Genomic DNA, 22,934 nt, shown 5'->3' with positions numbered 1-22,934 from the left:
CGCGCCGGTCGGGTAGCGTCCCAAGACTTACCTAGCGTCAGGAGTGCTCCATGCTGATCCGTCTGCGCGATCTCACCTCCCTCACCGTTGCGGGCGACGACGGGGCCGATCACGGCGTGGTCGATATCCTGCTGGCGCGGGCCGATCAGACCGCGACCCATGTGGTCACCCGCCTGGGCGGATGGTTCGCAAAACAGGGCTGCGCGGTGCGCATCGACGCCTTCGGGACGCCCGACCTGTCGACGGGACGCTGGCCGACGGCCCTGTCGAAGGCCGATGCGGAGGCGCCGGGGTCGGACGGTCCTGTGGCGGTGCTGTGTGCGCCCGACACCCTGCCGGATGCGGCGGATGTCGCCGCCGCGGAAGGAACCGGCCCGTTGGTCCGCGCGTCCGACATGGACCGCATGGCGGTCGTCGGGTCGGACGGACAGAAGGCCGGCAGCGTGATCGACCCGGTGATCGACATCGGCGCGCACCGCGTCGAGATGCTGGTTCTGCGCGACCCCGCCGGGGCGCATCAGCGGGTCGTGCCGTCGAAGGCGGTCGCGCGCATCGACTGGGACGCGAAGACGATCCATCTGACCTGCGAGGCAGCCACGGCGGCCGATGCGCCGGACCTGCACGAGGTCGGCAACCGGATCGAGGGGCATTGGTACAATCGCGTAATGGCCTACTACGGCTTTGGCTGAGGTCAGGCGACCGTCGGGTCGGTCTTGGTCGGGCCGTCATGCTGAAAGCTTCCGGGTTTGAAGCCGATGCCGGTGTCGGCCTTCTTCATCGACCGTTGCAACGCGATCAGGTGCAGGGCCGCCTGTGCCGCAGCCCCCGCCGTATCCAGTCGGTCGGCGTCGGCGCGTTCCTCGGCCTGTTCCATATTCTCGACCGTGATGATGCCATTGCCGATGCAGGCCCCCGCCAGGCCCAGCGTGGCGATGGCGCGCGCGCTTTCGTTCACGACCACATCGTAATGCGACGTCCGCCCCCGGATCACGCAACCCAGCGCCACGTATCCGTCGAAATCGGCCTGGCGGTGGGCGATGCCGATGGCGGTCGGGATTTCCAGCGAACCGGGCATTTCCACCGTGTCGTGGGTGGCCCCCGCCCGTTCGATCACGGCGCGCGCCGATGCCAGCTGCGCGGTCGAAATGGCACCGTAGTAAGGCGCGATGACGATCAGAACCTTGCAGGGTTTGTCGAACGTCGGCAGGGCCAGTTCGTTGTCGGAATGTCCGGCCATGTCAGTCGTCCTTCGGGATGGGCCGCGTGCCGGTGATGGTCAGGCCATAAGCCTCAAGGCCCACGATGCGCGGCGCGCCGGAATTGGTCACCAGCTCCATCTCGTGGACGTTGAGGGCGGCCAGGATCTGCGCGCCCAACCCATATTGGCGCAGCTTGCGCGGGGAAACGCCGCCTTCGTCCAACTTCATCTCAGTGTCGCGCAGCAGCACGACGATGCCCCGGCCTTCATCGGCGATGACCTGCATCGCCCCGGCCAGATCGCTGTCGCCGACGCCCAGCGCATCCTCCAGCGGGTTCATCGCATGCATCCGCACCAGCAGCGGCGCGTCGCTAGAAACATCGCCCTTGGTCAGGACGATGTGCTCGGCCCCCATCGTCTCGTCGGTGAAGATCCGCATCAGCCATTCGCCGCCCACCTTGGCCGTGACGGGCCGCGCCTCGCCGGCGTTCACCAAGTTGTCGTGGCGGCGGCGGTAGGAAATGAGATCGCTGATCGTCCCGATCTTCAGCCCGTGCAGCTGCGCGAAGGCCACGAGGTCGGGCAGGCGCGCCATGCCGCCGTCGTCCTTCATGATCTCGCAAATGACGCCCGAGGGGTTCAGCCCGGCCAGCCGCGCGATGTCCGTCGCCGCCTCGGTGTGGCCCGCGCGGACCAGAACGCCGCCGTCGCGCGCGCGCAGCGGGAAAACATGGCCCGGCGTGGCGATGTCGGCCGCGCCCTTGGACGCGTCGATCGCCACGGAAACGGTGCGGGCGCGGTCGCCCGCGCTAATGCCGGTGGACACGCCTTCGCGTGCCTCGATCGAGACGGTGAAGGCCGTCTCGTGGCGGCTGGAATTCTGCGACGCCATCAGCGGCAGGCCCAGCGCGTCGATCCGGTCGCCCGTCAGCGTCAGACAGATCAGGCCGCGCCCGTGGGTCGCCATGAAGTTGATCGCGTCGGGTGTGGCCATTTGTGCGGGAATGACCAGATCGCCCTCGTTCTCACGATCTTCGTGATCGACCAGAATGAACATGCGCCCGTTGCGCGCGTCCTCGATGATCTCCTCGACCGAGGAGATGACATCGCGGGATTCGGATTCCACCGGTCCGGGGGCTTCGAATGGGATGGGTTCGGCCATGGGCACCTCCTGCTGCGGTCCCAGACCTAGCCGTCGTTGCGCGTCAGGGCCAGAGGCGACGGGGCGGCAGATCCGCTCACTTGGTCTGCATGTCGCGCACCATCTTGAGCACGCGGCGGCGCGGCAGGAACGGGATCACCCAATTGGTCAGGAATGACAGTTTCGCATCGTTCACCACATGCAGCCTGCCGTCCATCATCGCGTCGTAGCCGAAGCTGGCGACATCCTGCGGGGTCGCCCCCGATTTGGTCAGCGGCGTGTCCGACAGGTCGGCGCGCGACGCGAAGCCCGTCTCCACATATCCGGGGGCCAGGACGGTGACGGTCACGCCCTTGGGCCGCATTTCGTCGTCGAGCGCCTGGGAGAAGCTGTTCACGAAGGCTTTGGTCGCGAAATACGTCGCCTGCAGCGGCCCGGGCATCATTCCGGCGGTGGAGCCGACGTTCAGGATGCGACCCGATCCGCGTTCGACCATGCGCTGCCCCACGGCATGGCACAATTGCACCAATGCGCCGATGTTGAGGTCGATCATGGCAAGGTCGTCGGAGATGACCCGCGTCACGAAATCACCGCGCCCGCCGAAGCCCGCGTTGTTGATCAGGATGCCGATCTCGCGCCCTTCGCAGGCGGCCAGAACGGTCGCCAACCCTTCGGGCGTGCCCAGATCGGCGGCGACGGGGGTGACGGAGACGCCATGCGCCGATTCCAGCGCGGATTTGAGCGTGTCGAGCTCGGCCTGCCTGCGGGCGGTGACGATCAGGTCGCCGCCGCGTGCCGCGTGGATTTCGGCGAAGGCGCGGCCGATTCCCCCCGATGCGCCGGTGATCAGGGCCAGGGGGGTGTCGCGTGTCATGGGGCCGCTCCGAAATATCTGTCTGAAGTCAGGTAGCCGCCGGCGCGCAGGGCCGCGCACCAGCTTGCCTCGAACGCCGTGTCGCCAACCAGCAGAACGGCATCCGCCGGCACGTTCCGGTCGCGCAGGACGGTGCGCAGCCGGGCGCGCATATCGCTCCAACTTTCCGTAAAAAGCGGGGCTTCGGCGGCAAAGTCGAGGGGCGGGATCGCCGCCGCGACCCAGGGGCGGTGGACCAACACGCCGCGATCGGCCGCGACGCGCGCAAGTTTGGCGGATTTCGTTGCGTCCATTTCCGCCTGCCGGATCATGCCCAGCGCGTTGGACGAAAACAAAAGGGCGGCAATGTCGCGCCCCGTGCCCGCGCGGATCGAGGCGTAGGTGCCGTAATCCAGCCCGATCGCCGCCGCCCGGCGCAGGCGCGTCCGCACCACCTCCACCGGGATGGTGTTCGGGATCAGCGCGCGGCGCGCCTTGCGCCATTGGTGCAGGCGACCGGTGTAGCCATCGAAGTCCTGGCCGGAGTTATGGCCGATGCCGGGGAATGTACGGGTCATGGCGCATTGGCGCATGCCGTCCCGCCCCTTGCAACCCCGACCGGGCGACGCGGTCAGTCGACAGGCGGGGCGCTGTCGGCTTCACTGGCCGGAGCCGCAGATCCGCAAGGGACGACACCATGGACATCGACCTGACCCTGATCCTGCTGGCGGCCCTGGTTGCGGGGGCCAGCCCCGGACCGGCGACGCTGGCCATCGCGGGCACAGCCATGTCGCCCGGTGGGGGGCGGCGCGCGGGGCTGGCGCTGGCGGCGGGGATCACCTGCGGATCCCTGACGTGGTCGGTCGCGGCGGCGTTCGGACTGGGGGCGGTTATGCTGGCGAATGCCTGGATGTTCGAGGTCGTGCGCTATGTCGGCGCGGGGTACCTGATGTGGCTGGCGTTCAAATCGGCGCGGTCCGCGTTATCGCGTCGGGCCCTTGCGACGACGGCGCTGTCGGGGACCGCGCGCGGCCTGTTCTTCAAGGGGCTGGCCCTGCATCTGACGAACCCCAAGGCGGTTTTGTTCTTCGGATCGCTTTACGCAATCGGCATTCCGCCCGGGGCGGCCCCCGCCGATCTGGCGATCGTGATCGCCGCCGTCGGGGTGCAGAGCGCGCTGACGTTCCACGGCTATGCGCTGCTGTTTTCTGTGCCTGCGATGACGCGGACCTATGTCCGCCTGCGCCGCCCGTTCGAGGCGGTCTTCGCCGCCGCTTTCGGGGCGGCGGGCGTGAAGATCCTGACCGCGCGCCTGACCTGACGCGTCAGCCCCCGGCTTCGGCCAAGCGTGCGACGTAACGGGCCAAAGTGTCGATCTCCAGGTTGACGGCATCGCCCGCCGCCATGGTGCCCCATGTCGTCACCTCCTGCGTGTGCGGGATCAGGTTGACGCCGAAGGTCGCGCCATCGACCTCGTTGACCGTCAGCGATGTGCCCTGCAGTGCGACGGATCCTTTGGGCGCTATGAAGCGGGCCAGGGCCTTGGGTGCCTCGAACAGATAGCGCTTGGAATCGCCTTCCGGCGTGATCGACAGGATGCGGGCCGTGCCATCGACGTGGCCCGACACGATGTGCCCCCCCAATTCGTCCCCGACCTTGAGGCTGCGCTCCAGATTGATGCGGGTGCCGACGTCCCAGGCACCCAGCGCGGTCTTTAACAGACTTTCGCCGCTGACGTCGACGTCGAACCAGCCGCCCCTGTCGTCGGCCCCCCGGTCCACCACCGTCAGACAGCAGCCGTCGCAGGCGATGGACGCGCCCAGATCGATGCCGCTCGGGTCATAGGCGGTGCCGATGCGGGCCCGCAGGTCGCCGCGACGTTCCAGCGCGCGGATCGTTCCGATATCTGTTACAATGCCTGTGAACATGGGCGATCCTCCTGTCATCCTCAGCTAGAACCGTGTCGCCCGGGCCGCAAGTGCCCCAATCGTGACACAAACGCGCCTTTCCCCTGCCAACGCGGCGTCGGATAAAAGGGCGAACAATTCCGAGGGGCGAAATGCGTCCAACGCGCCGATTCCTGTTTCTGCAGGGGCCCCACGGGCCCTTTTTCCACCGATTGGCAGCCCTGCTGCGGTCGGCGGGCTGCGAGACGTGGCGCGTGGGGTTCAACCGGGGGGATGAGGTATTCTGGTCCGATCGGCGGACGTTGATCCCGTTTCAGGGCGACGCTACCGACTGGGCCGCGACCTGCGACACGCTGATGGGGGCGAAAGGCATCACCGATCTGGTGCTCTACGGCGACGTCCGCGCGATCCACGCCGATGCGATCGAGGTCGCCAGGCGGCGCGACATCACCGTCCACGTCTTTGAAGAAGGCTATCTGCGGCCCTGGTGGGTCAGTTATGAACGCGGTGGGTCAAACGCCCATTCGCGCCTGATGGACAAGACCGTGCCGCAGATGCGGGCCGCGCTGGCCGAACTGGACCTCGACCTGCCCGACGCGCCTGCCCATTGGGGCGACATGCGCCATCACGTGTTCTACGGGATGCTTTACCACTGGTTCGTGGTGTCGCGGCCTGGCCGCTATGCTCGTTACCGCTCCCACCGGGATATCACGGTGTTCAAGGAATTCCGATTGTATCTGCGCCGCCTGGTCACGATGCCGTTCACCGCGCTGGAACGGAAGATTTCGACCCGGCGGATCACCCATGGCGGGTTTCCCTATCACCTGTGCCTGATGCAGCTGGAGCATGACGCCAGTTTTCGCGCCCATTCGCCCTATGCCTCCATGACGGACTTCCTGGAGGAAGTGGTCGACGGCTTTGCCAAGGGCGCGCCGACGCATCACCATCTGGTCCTCAAGGCCCATCCGCTGGAGGATGGCCGCGCGCCGGTGCGCGCCACGATCACACGCCTGGTACAGCACTACGGTCTGGACGGGCGGGTGCATTACCTGCGGGGCGGCAAACTGGCCAGCCTGATGAACGAGGCGCGGTCTGCGGTGACGGTCAATTCGACCGCTGCCCAACAGGCGCTGTGGCGCGGTCTGCCGGTCAAGGCGCTGGGCCGGTCGGTCTATGACAAGCCCGAGTTCGTGTCCGATCAGCCGCTGGACGAATTCTTCGCCGATCCGCAGCGGCCCGACAGCCGCGCATACCGCGATTACCGCCACTATCTGCTGGAAACCAGTCAGGTGGCCGGCGGCTTCTATTCCTCGCGCGGGCGGCGACAGCTGCTGCGTCAGGTGGTGGACATGATGTTGTCCGACCTCGACCCCTACGATCGCCTGGCGACGGGAAAACCCGCGCCCCGGCAGAACTTGAAAGTCGTGTCAGGATAGGCGCGGAAACCCGAAGCCCCGCGCCCGGACGAAGGACAACCTTCGCAGGACGGCAAGGGGCGGAACGAAAGGCAGAGCACGTGAGCAAGCAGGCAACCCGGACGGCGAGATCCATCGCCCTGTTCCTGGCATTGACCCTGGTGGCATCCTGCGGGACGCTGCCCCGGTCGGGCCCCAATAAACGAGAGATTTTTCAAGGCAGCGTCCTGAATGGCGGCGACGCCTTCATCGTCGCGGTCAACCCCCGCGTCACCGCGGCCACGGCCGTCACCCCGGCCCTGGGGTTCAGCAGCGAATTCGCCCATGCGGGCCTGCTTGGTGCCGACACGATCCGGCCGGGCGATACCCTTGGCCTGATCATCTATGAAAACGTCGAGGACGGGCTTTTGACCAATGCCGGCGCATCGGCATCCCTGATCGACGAGGTGCAGGTGGATGCGTCGGGGATGATCTTCATCCCCTACGCCGGGCGTCTGCGCGCGGCCGGAAACACGCCCGAGGCACTGCGCCGCCTGATCACCCGCCGTCTGGACGAACAGACCCCCGATCCGCAGGTCGTCGTGCGCCGTCTGGCGGGGGACGGGGCGACGGTGAACGTCGTTGGCGGCACGGCCACGCAAGGTGTGTTTCCGATCGAACGGCCCACCCGCACCCTGACGGGCATGATCGCCGCCGCAGGTGGCGTCGCGATCGAACCCGATATCGCGCTGGTCAACGTCAAGCGCGGCAATCGGACGGAAACCGCGTATCTGTCGGACCTGTTCAAGAACCCCGGCATGGATATCGCCCTGCGCAACGGCGACACCATCTTTGTCGAAGAAGACACCCGCGCGTTTTCCGTGCTAGGGGCCACGGGCACGCAAAACCGGCTGGAATTCGAGACCGAGGTCATCACCGCGATCGAGGCGCTGGCGCAGGTCGGCGGTCTGAACGCGAACCTGGCCAACCCCACGGGCGTCTTCGTCTTCCGCAACGAGCCGCAGGAAATCGCCGCCGCCGTCATGGGCCGCGACGATCTGATCGGGACGCAGCGGGTCGTCTATGTCCTGGACCTGACGGAGCCGAACGGCATGTTCGACGCGCGCGACTTTGTCATCCGCGACGGCGATACCATCTATGTGACCGAAGCGCCGATCGTGGCATGGAACCGCTCCGTCTCTGCGCTGTTCGGGTCGCTGGGCACGGTCACGAGTGCTGCGAACACCGTTACCGGCCTCTGACATGGCCCCGTCCGGGACGCCGCTTACGGCGCGCTTCGTCTCGGGCGGGTTCTTCGGACATCGCATCCGCCGCATCGCCTGGCTGGCGGGCGTCGATTTGAAACCCGGCCTGCCCCGCAAGGGCGAGGTCGTGGCCGCCTGGGGTCACGCCGGCACGGCAGCGCGGGCGGAGGCGGTGGCGGCACGGCTCAACGCGCCGATCCTGCGGGTGGAGGACGGGTTTCTGCGATCCCTGCATCCCGGCCGCGCCGGAGAGCCGACGCTGTCGCTGACCCTGGACCGGCACGGCGCATATTTCGACAGTCGCACCCCGTCGGAATTGGAAACGCTGCTTGCGACCCACGATTTCGACGACGGCGACCTGATCGCGAGAACGCGGGCGCTGATGGAGGAATGGGCCGCCTCGGGTGTCACGAAATACGCCGCCACCCGGACCGACCTGGCCCCGCCCGACCCCGGTTATGTGCTGGTCGTGGATCAGACGCGCGGCGACGCGTCGATCCGGTTGGGCAACGCATCGGAGGCGACATTCCGCGAAATGCTCCTGATCGCGCGGGAGGAGAACCCCGGCGCGCGCATCGTCATCAAGACCCACCCCGAAACTGCCGCTGGCCACCGCGAAGGGCATTATTCCGACGCCGACGCCGTCTTCGGCGCGATGCTGGAAACCCGACCGATCCCGCCCGCGACGCTGCTGCAAGGGGCGACGCGCGTCTATACCGTCAGCAGCCAGATGGGGTTCGAGGCGATCCTGCACGGCCATCGACCCGTCACCTTCGGGCAGCCGTTCTATGCCGGTTGGGGTCTGGACGACGACCGCAATCCGCTGGATCGTCGTCACCGCAAATTGTCGCGCACGCAGCTGATCGCGGGGGCGATGGTGCTTTATCCGAAGTTCTATGACCCGCACCGCGACCGGCTTTGCGCGCCCATCGACGTCGTGCGCATCCTGCAGGCGCGTGCCCGCGCCTGGCGGGAGGATCGGGACGGCTGGTCCGCCCCCGATATGCGCCTGTGGAAACGCGCGCCGTTGCGGCGGTTTCTATCGAAAGCGGTGACGTACCGCGAAGATCCTTCGTGTCGTGCTTTGGCCTGGGGTGCGGCGACGGAGGCCCCGATGACCGATCTGAACCAGTTGTCCCCTGCGGCGGATGTCACCCGCCTGGAAGACGGGTTTCTGCGGTCGCGGGGCCTTGGCGCGGATCTGATTCCGCCGATGTCGCTGGTGCTGGACCGCAGGGGCATGTATTTTGACCCGTCCCGTCCGTCGGATCTGGAGGATGCCATCGTCCGCGCCAGCCGCATGCCGCCCGGGGCCCTGCGCCGTGCCGACGACCTGCGCCGCGCGATCGTTGCCGCGCGACTGACGAAATATAATCTGGCGCGGTCCCTGCCCGATCTGCCGGACGGCCCGATCCTTCTGGTGCCGGGTCAGGTGGCCGACGATGCGTCGATCCGGCTGGGCACGTCGGAGGTGGCCGACAACGCAACTCTTCTGTCGGCGGCGCGCCGGGCGAACCCCGATGCCCTTATCGTCTACAAGCCCCACCCGGACGTGGAGGCGGGGCTGCGTGACGGGGCGATCGATGCCGCAGATGCCGATTTGGTCGCGGCACAGGCGGACCCGGTCGCGTTGATCGAACGGGCCGCTGCCGTCTGGACGATGACATCGCTGCTGGGGTTCGAGGCGCTGCTGCGCGAGGTGCCGGTCACCACGCTGGGCGCGCCGTTCTATGCGGGCTGGGGACTGACGGCGGATCTTGGACGTACACCGGCACGACGCAAGGCGGCCCGCCCGTCGCTGACCGCGTTGATCCACGCGGTCCTGATCGATTACCCGCGATACTACGACCCGGTGACGGGAACCGCCGCCCCGGTGGAGGCAATCGTGCACCGGCTGACGCATGGTCCCGTTCCGTCCCCCGGCCCGGCGAACCGGATCTTGGCCAAGGCGCAGGGGGCCCTCGCCTCCTATGCCCATCTGTGGCGCTAAGGGTCCAGGCGCGCCAGAATCTCGTCGGTCAGTTTCGCCACTTCGTCCGCAGCGGCCTTGGCCCCCGGAAATTCGCAGACCCCCTGCCCATGACCCAAGGCTTCCGCGTAGGCGACGCGTTGATTGAGGACCGTCTTTGCGGGGTCGGCGTTCAATTTGGCGATCGCGTCCAGCACCTGATGCGACAGGCGGGTTCCCGACCGGGCCCGGTTGAGCACGACAAGCGCGCGCTTCCCCTCCCGTTCGGCCAGGTCCAGCACGCCTTCGGTCGCCCAGAGGTCCACATGAGAGGCGGAGACGGGCACCAGCACCAGATCGGCGATTCGCAGCGCGGGCTTCAGGTCATTGTCGATCTTGGGGGGCGTGTCGATCAGGACAAAATCGTAGTCGTCGCGATATTTGGAACATTCGAACGTCACGCCCCAGGCCGACGAGGTTGAGAAGGTGATATCCCCCTTCAATCCCCCGGTGCGTTCGTACCGGGTCATGAACCAGCGGCCCAGCGACCCCTGCGGATCGACGTCCAGAAGGGCGACGCGGTGCCCCCGCGCGGCCAGTTCGCACGCGACGTGCGCGGTGAAGGTCGTCTTGCCCGACCCGCCCTTCTGCTGTGCGATGGTGATGATGGTCGCCATGGAATCCCCCGACGATGCTGCGGTGCGGCGTGACGATGCGTCAGACGCGACCAAACGTCAACGGCGCGCGGTGGAGCCGCGCACGACCAAGTGGGACGCGATGATCGTGCGTTGCGTCGGAAGGGGGACGCCGTTTTGAAGGGCGGCGACCAGAAGTTCCGCCGCCTGCCGCCCGAACGCGGCGCGCGGCTGATGCACGGTCGTCAGCGGCGGGATGAACCGATCCGAGAATTCGATGTCGTCGAAGCCCACCACGCTGACATCGTCGGGGCAGCGCAGGCCCAGCCGGTCGCATTCGCTGATGAAGCCAAGCGCGGATTCGTCGGAGGCGCAGACGACGCCGGTTGCCGATTCCGGCGTGGCAGCCCAGACATGGGCGGCGCGGGCCCCGCTTTCCATCGTGAAATCCCCGTCCAGACGATCCTGCGGGCGGATCGTCAGGCCCGACCGGGCCATCGCATCGACGTACCCCTGCCCGCGTGCGTCCGACAACACATTGCCCGCCGGTCCCCCCAGAAAGGCGATATCGCGGTGGCCCAACGCCGCCAAATGCCCGACGGCCAGGCCGATGCCCGCGACGTTGTCGGTGCCCACGCCCGGCATGCCCGGTGCGTCCAGCCATTCGCAGACCATCACCACCGGCACGCCCCAGCCCGCGACCGTCTGCGCGTCGAGCGTTCCGTCGAGCAGAAGGATCCCGTCGGATCGGCCGTCGCGCCCGAAGGTGTGCAGACGCGGGCCTTCGACCATGCTGTCCGAAATCTGAACCGTAAGGCCCGCGGCGTCGGCCACTTCCTGCACGGATGCGATGATGCGGCTGAAGAACGTGTTGGCGAGGTTCGGGACCAGCACCGTAATCGCCCGCGCCCGGCGTGAACGCAGGTCGCGGGCGGCCGAATTCACGCGGTATCCGGTCTGCGCCACGGCGCGCAGCACCTTGTCGCGTGTTTCGGCCCCCACCCGGTCGGGCAGCGACAATGCGCGGCTGACCGTGGCGGTCGACACACCCGCGACACGGGCCACGTCGGCGATGCGGGCTTTGGTTTCCATCGTGGGCGTGTCCCCCGGATAGAAAAGGATTGCCAGAGGTCTTCGGCCATGTAAACGATTACATGATGACCCGGGTCGGGGAGGACGCCGGGTCACCACGGGAGGATGACCATGAAAACCATCAAGGGCCCTGGCCTGTTCCTGGCACAATTCGCCAGCGACGAGGCACCATTCAATTCCTGGGATGCCATCACGAAATGGGCGGCCGATTGCGGCTATGCCGGCGTGCAGGTGCCCAGTTGGGACGCACGACTGTTCGACCTGAATCAAGCCGCGGAGAGCGTGGATTACTGCGACACCTTCAAGGGTCAGGCAGCCGAGAATGGGGTGGAGGTGACGGACCTGTCGACGCACCTTCAGGGCCAGCTGGTCGCGGTGCATCCCGCCTATGACACGGCGTTCGACGGTTTCGCGGACCCTTCGGTGCACGGCGACCCCAAGGCGCGGCAGGAATGGGCGGTCGATCAGGTGAAGATGGCGATCACCGCGTCACGCAACCTGGGCGTTGATCAGCATGTAACGTTTTCGGGCGCGCTGGCCTGGCCCTATGTCTATCCGTGGCCGCAGCGGCCCGCCGGGCTGGTGGAGGCCGCGTTTGACGAGCTGGCGAAACGCTGGCGGCCCATTCTGGACCACGCGGAGGATCAGGGCGTCGACGTCTGCTATGAAATCCACCCCGGCGAGGATCTGCACGACGGCGTGACGTTCGAGATGTTTCTTGATCGCGTGAACCAGCATCCGCGCGCGAACATGCTCTACGATCCGTCGCATTACGTGCTGCAGTGTCTGGATTATCTCGCCAACATCGACATCTACAAAGACCGGATCAAGATGTTCCACGTCAAGGACGCGGAGTTCAATCCGACGGGGCGCCAGGGGGTTTACGGTGGCTATCAGCCGTGGGTCGACCGGGCCGGACGGTTCCGCAGTCTGGGCGACGGCCAAGTCGACTTCGGGGCCGTGTTCTCTAAGATGGCGGCCAATGATTTCGACGGCTGGGCCGTGGTCGAATGGGAATGCGCGATCAAGCACCCCGAGGACGGGGCCCGCGAAGGTGCGGCCTTCGTGCGCGACCATATCATCAATGTTACCGACAAGGCCTTCGACGATTTTGCGTCGGGGGGGGCCGACGATGCGGCGAACCGGGCGATGCTGGGACTGGACCGATGACTCGTATCCGCCTGGGCATGGTCGGCGGCGGGGCGGGGGCGTTCATCGGCGGCGTTCACCGCATCGCGTCGCGGATCGACGACCGGTATGAGCTGGTCGCCGGTGCGTTCAGCTCAACGCCTGAAAAGTCGAAGGCATCGGGTGCCGAACTGGGTGTGGCCGAAGCGCGCTGCTACGGCGATTACGCGCAAATGGCCAAGCGCGAGGCGCGGTTGAAGGACGGGATCGAGGCCGTGGCGATCGTCACCCCGAACCACGTCCATTTCCCAGCGGCGCGGGAGTTTCTGAAACGTGGTATCCACGTGATCTGCGACAAGCCGCTGACATCGACGCTTTCGGACGCCAAGAAGATGGTTACGGCGGTCGAAAAGTCGAACGCGCTGTTCGTGCTGACGCATAATTACACCGGCTATCCGATGGTGCGGCAGGCGCGCGAGATGGTCGCCTCGGGCCGTTTGGGCAAAATCCGTGTCGTGCAGGTGGAATATCCGCAGGATTGGCTGACCGAAGCGGCAGAGAACGAGGGCCTGAAACAGGCGGAATGGCGCACCGACCCAGAGCGGTCGGGCGCGGGCGGCTGCGTCGGCGACATCGGCACCCACGCCTATAACCTGGCGAGTTTCGTGGCGGGGCTGGAGGTCGAGAGTCTGGCCGCCGACCTCCATACATTTGTCGAAGGACGGCGTCTGGATGACAATGTCCATGTGATGATGCGGTACGCCGGCGGCGCGCGCGGAATGCTGTGGTCGAGCCAGGTGGCGCCCGGGAACGAGAACGGGCTGCGCCTACGGGTGTACGGCGAAAAAGGGGGGCTGGACTGGGCGCAGGAAGACCCGAACTATCTGTGGTTCACATCCTTCGGGCATCCGACGCAGAAGCTGACGCGCGGCGGCGCGGGGGTCACGGAAACGACCGGCACGCGCATCCCGCCCGGCCACCCCGAAGGATATCTGGAGGGGTTCGCGAACCTTTATTCCCAAGCCGCCGACCTGATCGTCGCCCATCGCGACGGCCACACACCCGATCACCTGCTGCCCACGGTCCACGACGGGCTGAAGGGTGTGCGGTTCATAGATGCCTGCGTTCGGTCCTCCCGGAAGAACGCGGCCTGGGTCGACCTGTGAAGCTTACGCTCAAACAGGTCGATCGCAGTTTCGGCGCGGTGCAGGTGCTTTACGGCATCGATATCGTGCTGGCCCCCGGCGAGGTTCACGCCCTGATCGGCGAAAACGGGGCCGGCAAATCCACGACGATGAAGATCATGTCGGGCTACCTGGCACCGACCGCCGGTCAGGTCTTGTTGAATGACCGCGCCGTTACCTTTGCCGACAGTCAGGCAGCGGAAGCCGCGGGCGTCGTGTTGATCCATCAGGAGTTCAATCTGGCCGAACAGCTGACGGTGGAGCAGAATATCTTTCTGGGCCACGAGATGAAACGGGGTCTGTTTCTGGACAAGCGGGCGATGCGCGACAAGGCATCGGCGCTGCTCAAGCGTCTGGATTGCAATGTGTCGCCCACGGCGACGGTGCGCGACATCTCCAACCCCGACAAGCAGATGGTGGAAATCGCCAAAGCCCTGTCGCGCGATGCCCGTGTCCTCATCATGGACGAGCCGACGGCCGTCCTGACCGCGCGCGAGGCGGAAAGCCTGTTCACGCAGGTGGATCGCCTGCGCGAGAGCGGCGTCGCGATCCTGTTCACGTCCCACAAGCTGGACGAGGTAAAACGCATTTCCGACCGCATGACGATCCTGCGGGACGGGTGGGTCGTCGGGCAGCATCCGGCGGAGGACATGACGGAAGACGCGATGGCGACGGCGATGGTGGGGCGCGATGTGTCGTCGCTTTACCCTGTGCGAACGCGAGCGGTTGGCCACGACAAGGTCCTGACCGTTCGAAACTTGACTGTTCCGGGATATGCCGATGGCATCGACCTGGATCTACACGATGGCGAAATCCTGGGCCTGGCGGGCCTGATAGGTGCGGGGCGGACCGAGACGATGGAGGGGTTGGTCGGCTTGCGCGCCGCAACCGGGTCGGTGAACGGCAAGGCACCCTTCCCCAATCCGCGTGCCGCACTGGATGCCGGCATCGCGTATCTGACCGAAGATCGAAAGGAGCGCGGGCTGCTGCTCTCCAAGGGAATGCGGGAGAATCTGACGCTGCAATCGCTGTCGGATTTCACCGGTCTGCTGATCGACGAGACGGCCGAGGATGCGGCCCTGACCCGCGCCATTGCGGATTTCGACATCCGCGCGCCGCACCGCGCCGTGACCGTCGGCAACCTGTCGGGTGGCAACCAGCAAAAGCTGCTGCTGGCCAAGACCATGCTGGCCCAGCCGAAGATCGTCATCATCGACGAGCCGACGCGCGGCATCGACATCGGCACCAAGCAGCAGATTTACGAATTCATCCACGCGCTGGCGGCAGAGGGAAAGTCGATCATCGTCATCTCCTCGGAGATGCAGGAGGTGATTGGCCTGTCCGACCGTGTGCTGGTGATGCGCGAAGGCCGCATCGCCGGAGAGCTTTCGGGCGACACCATCACCGAAGATCGCATCATCCGCCTGGCGACCGGCCTGGACGGCCGAAAGGACGCAGCATGAGCGCGAAACTCGACCTTCGCGTGCTGGGCCCGATCCTGGCGCTTGTCGCCCTGATCGTCGTCGGCGCGCTGCTCAATTCCAATTTCCTGAGCGCGGGCAACATCACCAATGTCCTGTCGCGCTCGGCCTTCATCGGAATCATTGCCGTGGGCATGACCTTCGTGATCACGTCTGGAGGGCTGGATCTGTCGGTCGGGTCGATGGCGGCGTTCATTGCCGGATTGATGATCCTGGTGATGAACGGCCTGTTGCCGACGTTGGGGCCGGGCGTCGCCCTGGTCCTGGTGGGGATGCTGGCCGCCCTGCTGGCCGGCACGATCGCGGGGTTCGTCAACGGCTTCCTGATCACCACCATGCGGATCGAGGCCTTCATCGTCACGCTGGGCACGATGGGCATCTACCGTTCCCTGGTGACCTGGCTTGCCGACGGTGGCACGCTCAGCCTCGACTTCGGGATGCGCACGGTGATCCGCCCGATCTACTACGACGGCATCCTTGGCATCAGTTGGCCCATCATCGTCTTCGCGCTCGTCGCCACCCTTGGCGAAGTCATCATGCGCCGCGCGGCCTTCGGGCGGCACGCGGCAGCGGTGGGCAGCAACGATCAGGTGGCGCGCTATTCCTCGGTGAACGTCAACCGGGTGCGGATGCTGACCTACGTTTTCCTCGGTATCCTCGTTGGTGTGGCGACCATCATGTATGTGCCGCGCCTTGGCTCGGCTTCCTCGTCCACCGGCGTCCTGTGGGAATTGGAGGCGATCGCCGCCGTCATCATCGGCGGCACCATGCTCAAGGGCGGATTCGGGCGTGTCTGGGGCACCGTCATCGGTGTTCTGATCCTGAGCCTCATCGACAATATCCTGAACCTGACCGACGGGGTCAGCCCCTATCTGAACGGGGCGATCCAGGGGGTCATCATCATTCTCGCCGTGATCCTGCAGCGGGAACGCAAGGCCGACGGCTGAGGAGGTCGCCGGAGAACACCAACTGGGAGGACTATTCATGAAACATCTCGCACTCGCGGCCCTCGTCGCCGCAACCGCCCTGCCCGCGATGGCGCAGGACGTGAAGGTCATCGGCGTGTCGATCCCCGCGGCGACCCACGGCTGGGCCGGCGGCATGAACTTCCACGCGCAACAGGCGGTGGAGCGGTTGGAGGAGGTCTATCCGCAGCTCGACTTCGTGCTGGCCACCGCGTCGGACCCGTCCAAGCAGGTCAATGACATCGAGGATATGCTGGCGACGCGCAACATCAGCGCGCTTGTCGTGCTGCCGTTCGAGAGCGAGCCGCTGACCGGCCCGGTCAAGGCCGTCGCGGACTCTGGGGCCTGGGTCACCGTCGTCGACCGCGGGCTGGCGCAGGATGGGATCGAGGATCTGTACGTGGCCGGCGACAACCCCGGCTTCGGGCGCGTGTCGGGCGAATACATGGTCTCCAAAATGCCGGACGGCGGCAAGATCGTCGCGCTGCGCGGCATTCCGACGACCATCGACAACGAACGAGTCGATGGCTTCCAATCGGCCATCGAGGGATCGGGCATCGAAATCGTGGATATGGAGCACGGCAACTGGAACCGCGACGACAGCTTCACCGTCATGCAGGACTTCCTGTCCAAACATCCGCAGTTGGATGCCGTCTGGGCCTCGGACGATGACATGGCGATCGGCGTTCTGGCCGCCATCGAGGCGGCGGGCCGCGACGACATCCAGTTCGTCTTGGGTGGGGCCGGCATGAAGGAGATGATCAAGCGCACGGCCGACGGGGACCAGATGATCCCGGCGAACGTGACCTATCCGCCCTCGATGATCGCCACGGCGATCGAGATGACGGCCGTGGGCCTTACCTCGACGGCACCGGTGGCGGGCACCTTCACCATCGGATCGGTGCTGGTGACACAGGACAACGCGCTGGACTTCTATTATCCCGACAGCCCGTTTTGATTGAGACGTAAAAGAGGGGGCCGTCCTTCGGGGCGGCCCTTTTGGTTTATGGGATTGGGATGGCGGAGGGTGACTTGATCCGGGTGTCGCTGCGCGCCCGATTGCATCGGACTTTTTCGCGCACTGTCATTCATCGGCCGCGCCGAGAATGGCTGGTGGAGCCGAGGGGAATCGAACCCCTGACCTCGTCGTTGCGAACGACGCGCTCTACCAACTGAGCTACGACCCCAACGGCGCTCATATGCGCCGCCCGGTTTGGGACGTCAAGCGCGCGGCGGTGCGATATCGACACCGTCCCGCCATCGCCAAAGCACGCGTTTCGTGCAAGGACACGGAACCCCGGCCACAGCGCCGGACGTTATCCCCTGTTGTCAGGAGCGCCGTCGCCAATGTCTTTGTTTAAGTCAATTTTCAACTTCAGCCGCCTTTGGGACGAAATCTGGTCGCGGATCGCACTGATGTGCGGTCTCGCTGTCGTTGTGGCGGTGGTCACGCCATTCTTCAGCCCCTTGATCCCGCAGGCTTTCGCGGACCGCATCGACGAGGATGCAGTCACGCAGCTCGTGTCGATCCTGACCAATTCCATGCTCGTGGTGTCGACATTCTCTCTTACCGCGATGGTCAGCGCGCATCACAACGCGGCGAATGTCGTCACGCCCAGAGCGCACCGGTTGCTGCGCAGCGACGGTCTGATCCATTCGATCCTCGCGACGTACCTGAGCGCCTTTGTCTTTGCACTGACGTCGATTTTCATCATCAAGGCCGATTTCTATAACACGGAGGATTTCGCGGCGCTCTATGTCGTCGTGGGCTTCGTGATCGCGCGGGTCGTCTGGTCAACGATACGCTGGGTGTCGCAGCTGTCGTCGCTCGGCACGCTTGAATCCACGGCCGACCGGATCGAAGCCAAGACGGTGGAGGCGTTGCACGACCGGCTGGGGTCGCCGTTCATGGGCGGGCGGGCCGCGGTCGACGTGCCGTCTGACGCGATCGACGTGCGCGCCAACCGATGCGTTTTCGTTCAGGCCATCGACACGAAGCAATTGGCCGAACTGGCCGAGCAGGCGGATGCGATCGTGCACGTGCGGGCCGTTCCGGGCGACTGGCTGCTGCCGGGCGATACGCTTATGTCGATCGAGACGGAGCGTCTGACGACCAAGATGCAGTCCCAGATGAGCGCAACGATGATCCTGGGCAGTCAGGCGACCTTCACCTCCAACCCGGTCTTCGGCATGACGGTGCTGACCGAAGGCGCCGAACGCGCCCTGTCCCCGGCGGTCAACGATCCAGGCACGGCCGTGCACATCCTGCGCCGACAGATGACGATCCTGTCCGAATGGGAGCCCGAACAGGAGGCCGAGGAAGTCGATTATCCACGTCTTCGGGTTCCGGCCATGTCACCGCGCGACTTGCTGGATGCCGCGTTCGAGGCCATCGCGCGCGACGGCGCGGCCTTTCTGGAAGTGCAGATCGCCATACAGGACAACCTTGCGCAATTGTCCAAGCACGCGGATCAGGACATGGCGCGCGCCGCGCGGGCGATCGCCTCCCGCGCCGTGGCTTATGCCAGCCAGAGCTTGCCCCTGGAGCAGGACAAGGTGAGGCTTCGAGCGATGGGCAGACAGAGCGAGCAGCCGACCGAGGTGGTCACATCAAGGTGATTTCCCTCCGACATGGAGGTCAAATATCTCGCATCGGCACCGCAGGGGCATGGACCAAGATCGGCCAACGCGCGGTCCACGGCGAAGATCCCATCTCAAAACCTTGAGCGATTGTCCGGGCCGAAGCCCTAGTTTTCGGCTCCGGGCCCGAGGATCGGTTCGCCGTCCTGTGGATCGAGGATCAGTTCGATCTCCAGGTCCTCGATTGTGAGGACCACACCCTTAAGACGGATCTTCATACCGGCAGAGGCGCCCGGAAGCACATGCTCCGTCTCGATGGTGCTGCCGGCTTCCGGCGCGGAAATGTCCTGCGAAATTGCGGGCGTGGCGACGAACAGAAGGGGGATAAGCATGCGCATATCCCCCAATCAGCCGTTCATCCCAAGGGTTCCGCTTTTATTCGGCCGCTTCCAGGTAATCCTCCACCGGCGGGCAGGTGCAGATCAGGTTGCGGTCGCCCGCCACGTTGTCGACGCGGTTCACCGGCGGCCAGTATTTGTCGACCCGGAACGCGCCTGGCGGGAAGCAGCCCGCCTCCCGCGAATAGGGCCGGTCCCAGTCGCGGACCAAATCCTCCATCGTGTGCGGCGCGTTCTTGAGCGGGTTGTTCTGCGCGTCCATCTCGCCCGACGCGATGGCGTCGACCTCCGCCCGGATGGCCAGCATCGCGTCGATGAAGCGGTCCAGCTCGGGCTTGGGCTCGCTCTCCGTCGGCTCCACCATCAGGGTGCCGGCCACGGGCCAGGACATCGTGGGCGCGTGGAAGCCGTTGTCCATCAGGCGCTTGGCGATGTCATCGACGGTGACATGCGCGCTTTCGGCGAAAGGCCGGGTGTCGAGGATGCATTCATGCGCGATGCGCCCGCGCCGACCGCCGTAGAGCACGTCGTAGGATCCCTTGAGCCGGGCGGCGATGTAGTTTGCCGACAGGATCGCCACCTTCGTCGCCTGCGTCAGCCCAGCACCGCCCATCATCATCACGTAGGCATAGGAAATCGGCAGGATCGACGCGCTGCCATAGGGGGCCGCCGATACCGGCCCGGTCGATCCGCCGGTTTCGGGATGGCCCGGCAGATACGGCTCCAGATGCGCCTTCACGCCGATCGGCCCCATACCCGGACCGCCGCCGCCATGGGGGATGCAGAAGGTCTTGTGCAGGTTCAGGTGGCTGACATCCGCACCGATTTCGCCCGGCTTGGACAGGCCGACCATCGCGTTGAGGTTCGCCCCGTCCAGATAGACCTGCCCGCCGTGGGCGTGCGTGATCTCGCAAACCTCCTTCACCGTGTCTTCGAACACGCCATGGGTGCTGGGATAGGTGATCATGCAGGCGGCCAGATCGTCGCCCGCCGCGTCGGCCTTGGCGCGAAAATCCTCCAGATCGACGTCGCCGTTTTCGGCCGCCTTCACGATGACGACCTTCATGCCGGCCATCTGCGCCGACGCCGGGTTGGTGCCGTGGGCCGACGTGGGGATCAGGCAAATCCGCCGGTTCGTATCGCCCTTCGCGGCGTGATAGGCCGCGATGGTGAGCAGGCCCGCATATTCCCCCTGCGCCCCCGAATTGGGCTGCATCGACATCGCGTCATAGCCGGTGATGACACAAAGGCGGTCGGACAATTCGTCGATCATTTCCTTGTATCCTTCGGCGTCCTGGACCGGCGCGAAGGGGTGGATGCGGCCGAATTCGGGGAAGGTCACCGGCATCATCTCCACCGCGGCATTCAGCTTCATCGTGCAGCTGCCCAGCGGGATCATCGACCGGTCCAGCGCCAGATCGCGGTCGGCAAGCCGGCGCATATAGCGCATCATCTCGGCCTCCGCCCGGTTCATGTGGAAGATCGGATGGGTCAGGTAGTCGGTCTGCCGTTGCAGGTCGGCAGGGATGTCCACGCGCGGCTCGAACGTCTCCTCCACCCCGAAGGCCGCCAGAAGACGGCTCAGGATTTCAGTATCTGTAATCTCGTCGCAGGCGATGGTCAGCCGGTTCTTACCGACACGTCGCAGGGTGATGCCCGCGGCGCGCGCATTCTGCCAGATGACGCCCTGCATCGCGCCCACGGCCACCGTCACGGTGTCGAAGATCGCGCCTTCGGCGACGTCGAACCCGGCCCCGATCAGCGCGTCCTTCACCGCCACGGCATGCGCGTGAACATGCGTCGCGATGTGGTGCAGACCCTTTGGACCGTGGAACACTGCATAGAAGCTTGCCATCACGGCCAGCAGCGCCTGCGCGGTGCAGACATTGCTCATCGCCTTTTCGCGGCGGATATGCTGCTCCCGCGTCTGAAGCGACAAGCGGTAGGCCTTGTGTCCGTGGCTGTCGACCGACACGCCCACCAGACGCCCCGGCATCGACCGCTTGTAGGCGTCGGCGCAGGCGAAGAACGCGGCGTGCGGGCCGCCATAGCCCAACGGCACGCCGAAACGCTGCGCCGATCCGACGGCAATGTCCGCGCCCATCGCGCCCGGCTCCTTCAAAAGGCACAGGGCAAGCAGATCCGTCGCCACGATACCCAGCGCCTTGGCCCCGTGCAGCGCCTCGATCTGCGGGGTGAAATCCTGCAGACCGCCGGTCGTGTCGGGATACTGGAAGATGGCACCAAAAACGTGTTCGGGCACCAGATCGTCCACCTTGCCCACGATCAACTCGATCCCCAGCGGTTCGGCCCGCGTGCGCATCACTTCGATGTTCTGGGGGTGGCAGCGACCATCGACGAAGAATCCCATCGCCTTCGATTTCGACACACGTTGCGCCATGACCATCGCTTCGGCGCAGGCCGTCGCCTCGTCCAGCAGGGATGCGTTCGCGACCGGGAGGCCCGTCAGATCCGACACCATCGTCTGGAAATTGAGCAGCGCCTCAAGCCGGCCCTGCGCGATTTCGGGCTGATACGGGGTATAGGCGGTGTACCACGCCGGGTTTTCAAGGATGTTGCGCTGGATCGCGGGCGGCGTGACCGTGTCCGAATACCCCTGCCCGATCATGCTGACGGTCACGCGGTTCTTCGATGCCAAATCGCGCATCCGCGCCAGGATCGCGTGTTCCGTCATCTGCGGCCAGGGCAGCGGATCGGCCTGACGGATCGACGGGGGCACCGTCTCGTCGATCAACTGGTCCAACGTTTCGACCCCGCACGCCGCAAGCATATCGTCCATTTCGGACGGGGACGGGCCGATGTGGCGGCGGTTGGCGAAATCATATGTGTCGTAGTCGGTCAGCTTGGTCATCGGTCGCTCCGGTGTCAGGCGGTATGGGTCAGAACATTGATCAGGTGACCGTCGGGATCGGTCACGTAAAAGCGGCGCACACCCCATGGTTCGACCACGGGGCCATATGGGATCGGAGCCTTCGCCGCGCGCGCACGCGCCAGCGTTTCATCCAGGTCGTTCACCTCGATCGACACGGCGGGCACCTGCGTGCCCGACCCGCCCTCGCGGGCGAGCGACAGATGAACGGCCTGCGTCCCCTCGCCCGCGACGGTCACGATGAACCCATGGTCCATCACGACCTCCACGCCGAATACCGCCGCATAGAACGCGGCCGAAGCGGCGGAATCGCGGGCCGTCAGATTGGGGACGATGCGACCCATCAATCGCCGACGAAGTCCTTGTAGGCATCCTCGTCCATCAACCCATCCAATTCCTCGGGGGTGGTGGTCGTCATGCGGAAGAACCAGGCGGCCTCGGCATCCTCGTTCACCAGGCCCGGCGCATCGGCCAGCGCGTCGTTCACCTCGACGATCTCGCCGTCCAGCGGGGCCATGATGTCGGAGGCGGCCTTGACGCTCTCGATCACCACGATCTCCTCGCCCTTGGACACGGTCTGGCCGACGTCGGGCAGATCGACGAACACCACGTCGCCCAGTTGCGTCGCCGCATGGCCGGTAATGCCGACGGTCACGATGCCGTCTTTGTCGTCCAGCCATTCATGTTCTTCGGTGTATTTCATCGCGTGTCTCCGGGGTTCAGCGTTTGTAGCGCGGGGTGTGAAAGGGAAGGTCTGTGACGGTAACCGGCAGGCGCTTGCCGCGCACGTCGCCCCAAAGCATAGCGCCAGTCGCCGTTTCGGCGACAACGTAGCCCATGGCGATCGGTGCGCCGATGCTGGGCCCAAATCCGCC

At 65.7% G+C, this 22,934-nt stretch carries 23 protein-coding genes and 1 tRNA gene; 11 read left to right on the top strand and 13 right to left on the bottom strand.

All coding sequences use genetic code 11. From position 1 onward, the window contains the following. The first annotated feature begins 50 nt into the window (after positions 1–50). Positions 51–689, top strand: coding sequence for a PRC-barrel domain-containing protein (locus tag JDO7802_RS08870; protein ID WP_055084606.1), 639 nt, complete (start codon positions 51–53; stop codon positions 687–689). 2 nt (positions 690–691) lie between these two features. Here JDO7802_RS08870 and JDO7802_RS08865 read toward each other — a convergent pair whose 3' ends face one another. The 4 genes from JDO7802_RS08865 to JDO7802_RS08850 form a co-directional block, all read right to left on the bottom strand. Beyond that, positions 692–1,237 carry a 6,7-dimethyl-8-ribityllumazine synthase gene (locus JDO7802_RS08865; RefSeq protein ID WP_055084604.1) on the bottom strand — a complete coding sequence of 182 codons (546 nt, stop codon included), beginning with the start codon at positions 1,235–1,237 and terminating at the stop codon, positions 692–694. Position 1,238: 1 nt separating this feature from the next. Then, positions 1,239–2,360 (bottom strand): 3,4-dihydroxy-2-butanone-4-phosphate synthase, encoded by a 1,122-nt coding sequence (gene ribB, locus JDO7802_RS08860; RefSeq protein ID WP_055084603.1) that lies wholly within the window; start codon positions 2,358–2,360, stop codon positions 1,239–1,241. 76 nt (positions 2,361–2,436) lie between these two features. Continuing rightward, positions 2,437–3,213 (bottom strand): SDR family NAD(P)-dependent oxidoreductase, encoded by a 777-nt coding sequence (locus tag JDO7802_RS08855; protein ID WP_055084600.1) that lies wholly within the window; start codon positions 3,211–3,213, stop codon positions 2,437–2,439. Continuing rightward, positions 3,210–3,770: a hypothetical protein gene (locus tag JDO7802_RS08850; protein ID WP_083481113.1), complete on the bottom strand. Its 561-nt coding sequence runs from the start codon at positions 3,768–3,770 to the stop codon at positions 3,210–3,212. Before JDO7802_RS08850 ends, JDO7802_RS08855 begins: the two co-directional genes overlap by 4 nt. Positions 3,771–3,889: 119 nt before the next feature. Between JDO7802_RS08850 and JDO7802_RS08845 the strand changes: the two genes are divergently transcribed. Further along, positions 3,890–4,513, top strand: coding sequence for a LysE family translocator (locus tag JDO7802_RS08845; protein ID WP_055084596.1), 624 nt, complete (start codon positions 3,890–3,892; stop codon positions 4,511–4,513). A 4-nt stretch (positions 4,514–4,517) separates the two neighbouring features. Here the strand turns inward: JDO7802_RS08845 and JDO7802_RS08840 are convergent, their stop codons facing one another. After that, positions 4,518–5,120, bottom strand: coding sequence for a riboflavin synthase (locus JDO7802_RS08840; protein ID WP_055084594.1), 603 nt, complete (start codon positions 5,118–5,120; stop codon positions 4,518–4,520). Positions 5,121–5,251: 131 nt separating this feature from the next. Here JDO7802_RS08840 and JDO7802_RS08835 point away from each other — a divergent pair, with 131 nt between their 5' ends. The 3 genes from JDO7802_RS08835 to JDO7802_RS08825 all read left to right on the top strand — a co-directional run bounded on the left by JDO7802_RS08835 (position 5,252) and on the right by JDO7802_RS08825 (position 9,748). Continuing rightward, positions 5,252–6,535 (top strand): capsule polysaccharide biogenesis protein, encoded by a 1,284-nt coding sequence (locus JDO7802_RS08835; RefSeq protein WP_055084593.1) that lies wholly within the window; start codon positions 5,252–5,254, stop codon positions 6,533–6,535. 80 nt (positions 6,536–6,615) lie between these two features. Beyond that, positions 6,616–7,755 carry a polysaccharide biosynthesis/export family protein gene (locus JDO7802_RS08830; RefSeq protein WP_055084591.1) on the top strand — a complete coding sequence of 380 codons (1,140 nt, stop codon included), beginning with the start codon at positions 6,616–6,618 and terminating at the stop codon, positions 7,753–7,755. Between the two features lies 1 nt (position 7,756). After that, positions 7,757–9,748: a capsule polysaccharide biogenesis protein gene (locus JDO7802_RS08825; protein ID WP_055084589.1), complete on the top strand. Its 1,992-nt coding sequence runs from the start codon at positions 7,757–7,759 to the stop codon at positions 9,746–9,748. Here JDO7802_RS08825 and parA read toward each other — a convergent pair. Together parA and JDO7802_RS08815 are read right to left on the bottom strand one after the other, a co-directional pair. Further along, on the bottom strand, positions 9,745–10,383 hold the full coding sequence (gene parA / locus JDO7802_RS08820) for a ParA family partition ATPase (protein WP_055084587.1): 639 nt from the start codon (positions 10,381–10,383) through the stop codon (positions 9,745–9,747). The two genes, JDO7802_RS08825 and parA, sit on opposite strands and share 4 nt — an antisense overlap. 57 nt (positions 10,384–10,440) lie before the next feature. Continuing rightward, positions 10,441–11,433, bottom strand: a complete 993-nt coding sequence (locus tag JDO7802_RS08815; RefSeq protein WP_055084585.1) for a LacI family DNA-binding transcriptional regulator — start codon at positions 11,431–11,433, stop codon at positions 10,441–10,443. A 111-nt stretch (positions 11,434–11,544) separates the two neighbouring features. Between JDO7802_RS08815 and JDO7802_RS08810 the strand changes: the two genes are divergently transcribed. Genes JDO7802_RS08810 through JDO7802_RS08790 form a run of 5 tightly spaced genes read left to right on the top strand, consistent with a single transcriptional unit; the run spans position 11,545 to position 17,149 of the window. Further along, positions 11,545–12,603, top strand: a complete 1,059-nt coding sequence (locus JDO7802_RS08810) for a sugar phosphate isomerase/epimerase family protein (protein ID WP_055084868.1) — start codon at positions 11,545–11,547, stop codon at positions 12,601–12,603. Beyond that, positions 12,600–13,727 (top strand): Gfo/Idh/MocA family protein, encoded by a 1,128-nt coding sequence (locus tag JDO7802_RS08805; protein WP_055084583.1) that lies wholly within the window; start codon positions 12,600–12,602, stop codon positions 13,725–13,727. Before JDO7802_RS08810 ends, JDO7802_RS08805 begins: the two co-directional genes overlap by 4 nt. Then, positions 13,712–15,208, top strand: coding sequence for a sugar ABC transporter ATP-binding protein (locus JDO7802_RS08800; protein WP_055084866.1), 1,497 nt, complete (start codon positions 13,712–13,714; stop codon positions 15,206–15,208). The genes JDO7802_RS08805 and JDO7802_RS08800 overlap by 16 nt, the downstream gene beginning before the upstream one ends. Continuing rightward, a complete protein-coding gene (locus tag JDO7802_RS08795) occupies positions 15,205–16,173 on the top strand; it encodes an ABC transporter permease (RefSeq protein WP_055084582.1) in 969 nt (322 codons plus the stop codon). The genes JDO7802_RS08800 and JDO7802_RS08795 overlap by 4 nt, the downstream gene beginning before the upstream one ends. A 37-nt stretch (positions 16,174–16,210) precedes the next feature. Then, the gene (locus tag JDO7802_RS08790) at positions 16,211–17,149 is read left to right on the top strand and encodes an ABC transporter substrate-binding protein (protein WP_055084580.1); all 939 of its coding nucleotides are present in this window, start codon (positions 16,211–16,213) and stop codon (positions 17,147–17,149) included. Positions 17,150–17,302: 153 nt separating this feature from the next. On the opposite strand, the gene JDO7802_RS08785 is transcribed toward JDO7802_RS08790, so the two are convergent. Continuing rightward, positions 17,303–17,378: transfer RNA gene (locus tag JDO7802_RS08785), tRNA-Ala, on the bottom strand. Positions 17,379–17,538: 160 nt separating this feature from the next. Between JDO7802_RS08785 and JDO7802_RS08780 the strand changes: the two genes are divergently transcribed. After that, positions 17,539–18,810, top strand: a complete 1,272-nt coding sequence (locus tag JDO7802_RS08780) for a DUF2254 domain-containing protein (protein WP_055084578.1) — start codon at positions 17,539–17,541, stop codon at positions 18,808–18,810. A gap of 128 nt (positions 18,811–18,938) precedes the next feature. On the opposite strand, the gene JDO7802_RS08775 is transcribed toward JDO7802_RS08780, so the two are convergent. The 5 genes from JDO7802_RS08775 to JDO7802_RS17950 form a co-directional block, all read right to left on the bottom strand. Continuing rightward, positions 18,939–19,163, bottom strand: coding sequence for a hypothetical protein (locus JDO7802_RS08775; protein ID WP_144430561.1), 225 nt, complete (start codon positions 19,161–19,163; stop codon positions 18,939–18,941). A gap of 43 nt (positions 19,164–19,206) precedes the next feature. Next, positions 19,207–22,041, bottom strand: coding sequence for an aminomethyl-transferring glycine dehydrogenase (gcvP, locus tag JDO7802_RS08770; RefSeq protein ID WP_055084574.1), 2,835 nt, complete (start codon positions 22,039–22,041; stop codon positions 19,207–19,209). Positions 22,042–22,055: 14 nt separating this feature from the next. After that, the gene (locus JDO7802_RS08765) at positions 22,056–22,403 is read right to left on the bottom strand and encodes a VOC family protein (protein ID WP_055084571.1); all 348 of its coding nucleotides are present in this window, start codon (positions 22,401–22,403) and stop codon (positions 22,056–22,058) included. Then, entirely contained in the window at positions 22,403–22,762 is a 360-nt protein-coding gene (gene gcvH, locus JDO7802_RS08760) for a glycine cleavage system protein GcvH (protein WP_055084570.1), read from the bottom strand. The genes JDO7802_RS08765 and gcvH overlap by 1 nt, the downstream gene beginning before the upstream one ends. Positions 22,763–22,778: 16 nt before the next feature. After that, the coding region (locus tag JDO7802_RS17950) for a glycine cleavage T C-terminal barrel domain-containing protein (protein ID WP_275934853.1) at positions 22,779–22,934 on the bottom strand (156 nt) is incomplete at its 5' end.

Origin of the sequence: Jannaschia donghaensis, from assembly GCF_001403795.1 — a bacterium.
GTDB lineage: Bacteria > Pseudomonadota > Alphaproteobacteria > Rhodobacterales > Rhodobacteraceae > Jannaschia > Jannaschia donghaensis.
The sequence above is the reverse complement of the archived record's forward strand: the minus strand, read 5'-3'. Positions and strand labels throughout refer to the sequence as shown.

What these genes read in the sequence shown, in the direction of transcription:
- JDO7802_RS08855 (WP_055084600.1), bottom strand. Translation starts at nt 3,213, where the DNA reads ATGACACGCGACACCCCCCTGGCCCTGATCACCGGCGCATCGGGGGGA.
- gcvH (WP_055084570.1), bottom strand. Translation starts at nt 22,762, where the DNA reads ATGAAATACACCGAAGAACATGAATGGCTGGACGACAAAGACGGCATC.
- JDO7802_RS08850 (WP_083481113.1), bottom strand. Translation starts at nt 3,770, where the DNA reads ATGACCCGTACATTCCCCGGCATCGGCCATAACTCCGGCCAGGACTTC.
- JDO7802_RS08790 (WP_055084580.1), top strand. Translation starts at nt 16,211, where the DNA reads ATGAAACATCTCGCACTCGCGGCCCTCGTCGCCGCAACCGCCCTGCCC.
- gcvP (WP_055084574.1), bottom strand. Translation starts at nt 22,041, where the DNA reads ATGACCAAGCTGACCGACTACGACACATATGATTTCGCCAACCGCCGC.
- JDO7802_RS08810 (WP_055084868.1), top strand. Translation starts at nt 11,545, where the DNA reads ATGAAAACCATCAAGGGCCCTGGCCTGTTCCTGGCACAATTCGCCAGC.
- JDO7802_RS08840 (WP_055084594.1), bottom strand. Translation starts at nt 5,120, where the DNA reads ATGTTCACAGGCATTGTAACAGATATCGGAACGATCCGCGCGCTGGAA.
- JDO7802_RS08835 (WP_055084593.1), top strand. Translation starts at nt 5,252, where the DNA reads ATGCGTCCAACGCGCCGATTCCTGTTTCTGCAGGGGCCCCACGGGCCC.
- JDO7802_RS08775 (WP_144430561.1), bottom strand. Translation starts at nt 19,163, where the DNA reads ATGCTTATCCCCCTTCTGTTCGTCGCCACGCCCGCAATTTCGCAGGAC.
- JDO7802_RS08825 (WP_055084589.1), top strand. Translation starts at nt 7,757, where the DNA reads ATGGCCCCGTCCGGGACGCCGCTTACGGCGCGCTTCGTCTCGGGCGGG.
- parA (WP_055084587.1), bottom strand. Translation starts at nt 10,383, where the DNA reads ATGGCGACCATCATCACCATCGCACAGCAGAAGGGCGGGTCGGGCAAG.
- ribB (WP_055084603.1), bottom strand. Translation starts at nt 2,360, where the DNA reads ATGGCCGAACCCATCCCATTCGAAGCCCCCGGACCGGTGGAATCCGAA.
- JDO7802_RS08765 (WP_055084571.1), bottom strand. Translation starts at nt 22,403, where the DNA reads ATGGGTCGCATCGTCCCCAATCTGACGGCCCGCGATTCCGCCGCTTCG.
- JDO7802_RS08845 (WP_055084596.1), top strand. Translation starts at nt 3,890, where the DNA reads ATGGACATCGACCTGACCCTGATCCTGCTGGCGGCCCTGGTTGCGGGG.
- JDO7802_RS08815 (WP_055084585.1), bottom strand. Translation starts at nt 11,433, where the DNA reads ATGGAAACCAAAGCCCGCATCGCCGACGTGGCCCGTGTCGCGGGTGTG.
- JDO7802_RS08780 (WP_055084578.1), top strand. Translation starts at nt 17,539, where the DNA reads ATGTCTTTGTTTAAGTCAATTTTCAACTTCAGCCGCCTTTGGGACGAA.
- JDO7802_RS08795 (WP_055084582.1), top strand. Translation starts at nt 15,205, where the DNA reads ATGAGCGCGAAACTCGACCTTCGCGTGCTGGGCCCGATCCTGGCGCTT.
- JDO7802_RS08870 (WP_055084606.1), top strand. Translation starts at nt 51, where the DNA reads ATGCTGATCCGTCTGCGCGATCTCACCTCCCTCACCGTTGCGGGCGAC.
- JDO7802_RS08865 (WP_055084604.1), bottom strand. Translation starts at nt 1,237, where the DNA reads ATGGCCGGACATTCCGACAACGAACTGGCCCTGCCGACGTTCGACAAA.
- JDO7802_RS08805 (WP_055084583.1), top strand. Translation starts at nt 12,600, where the DNA reads ATGACTCGTATCCGCCTGGGCATGGTCGGCGGCGGGGCGGGGGCGTTC.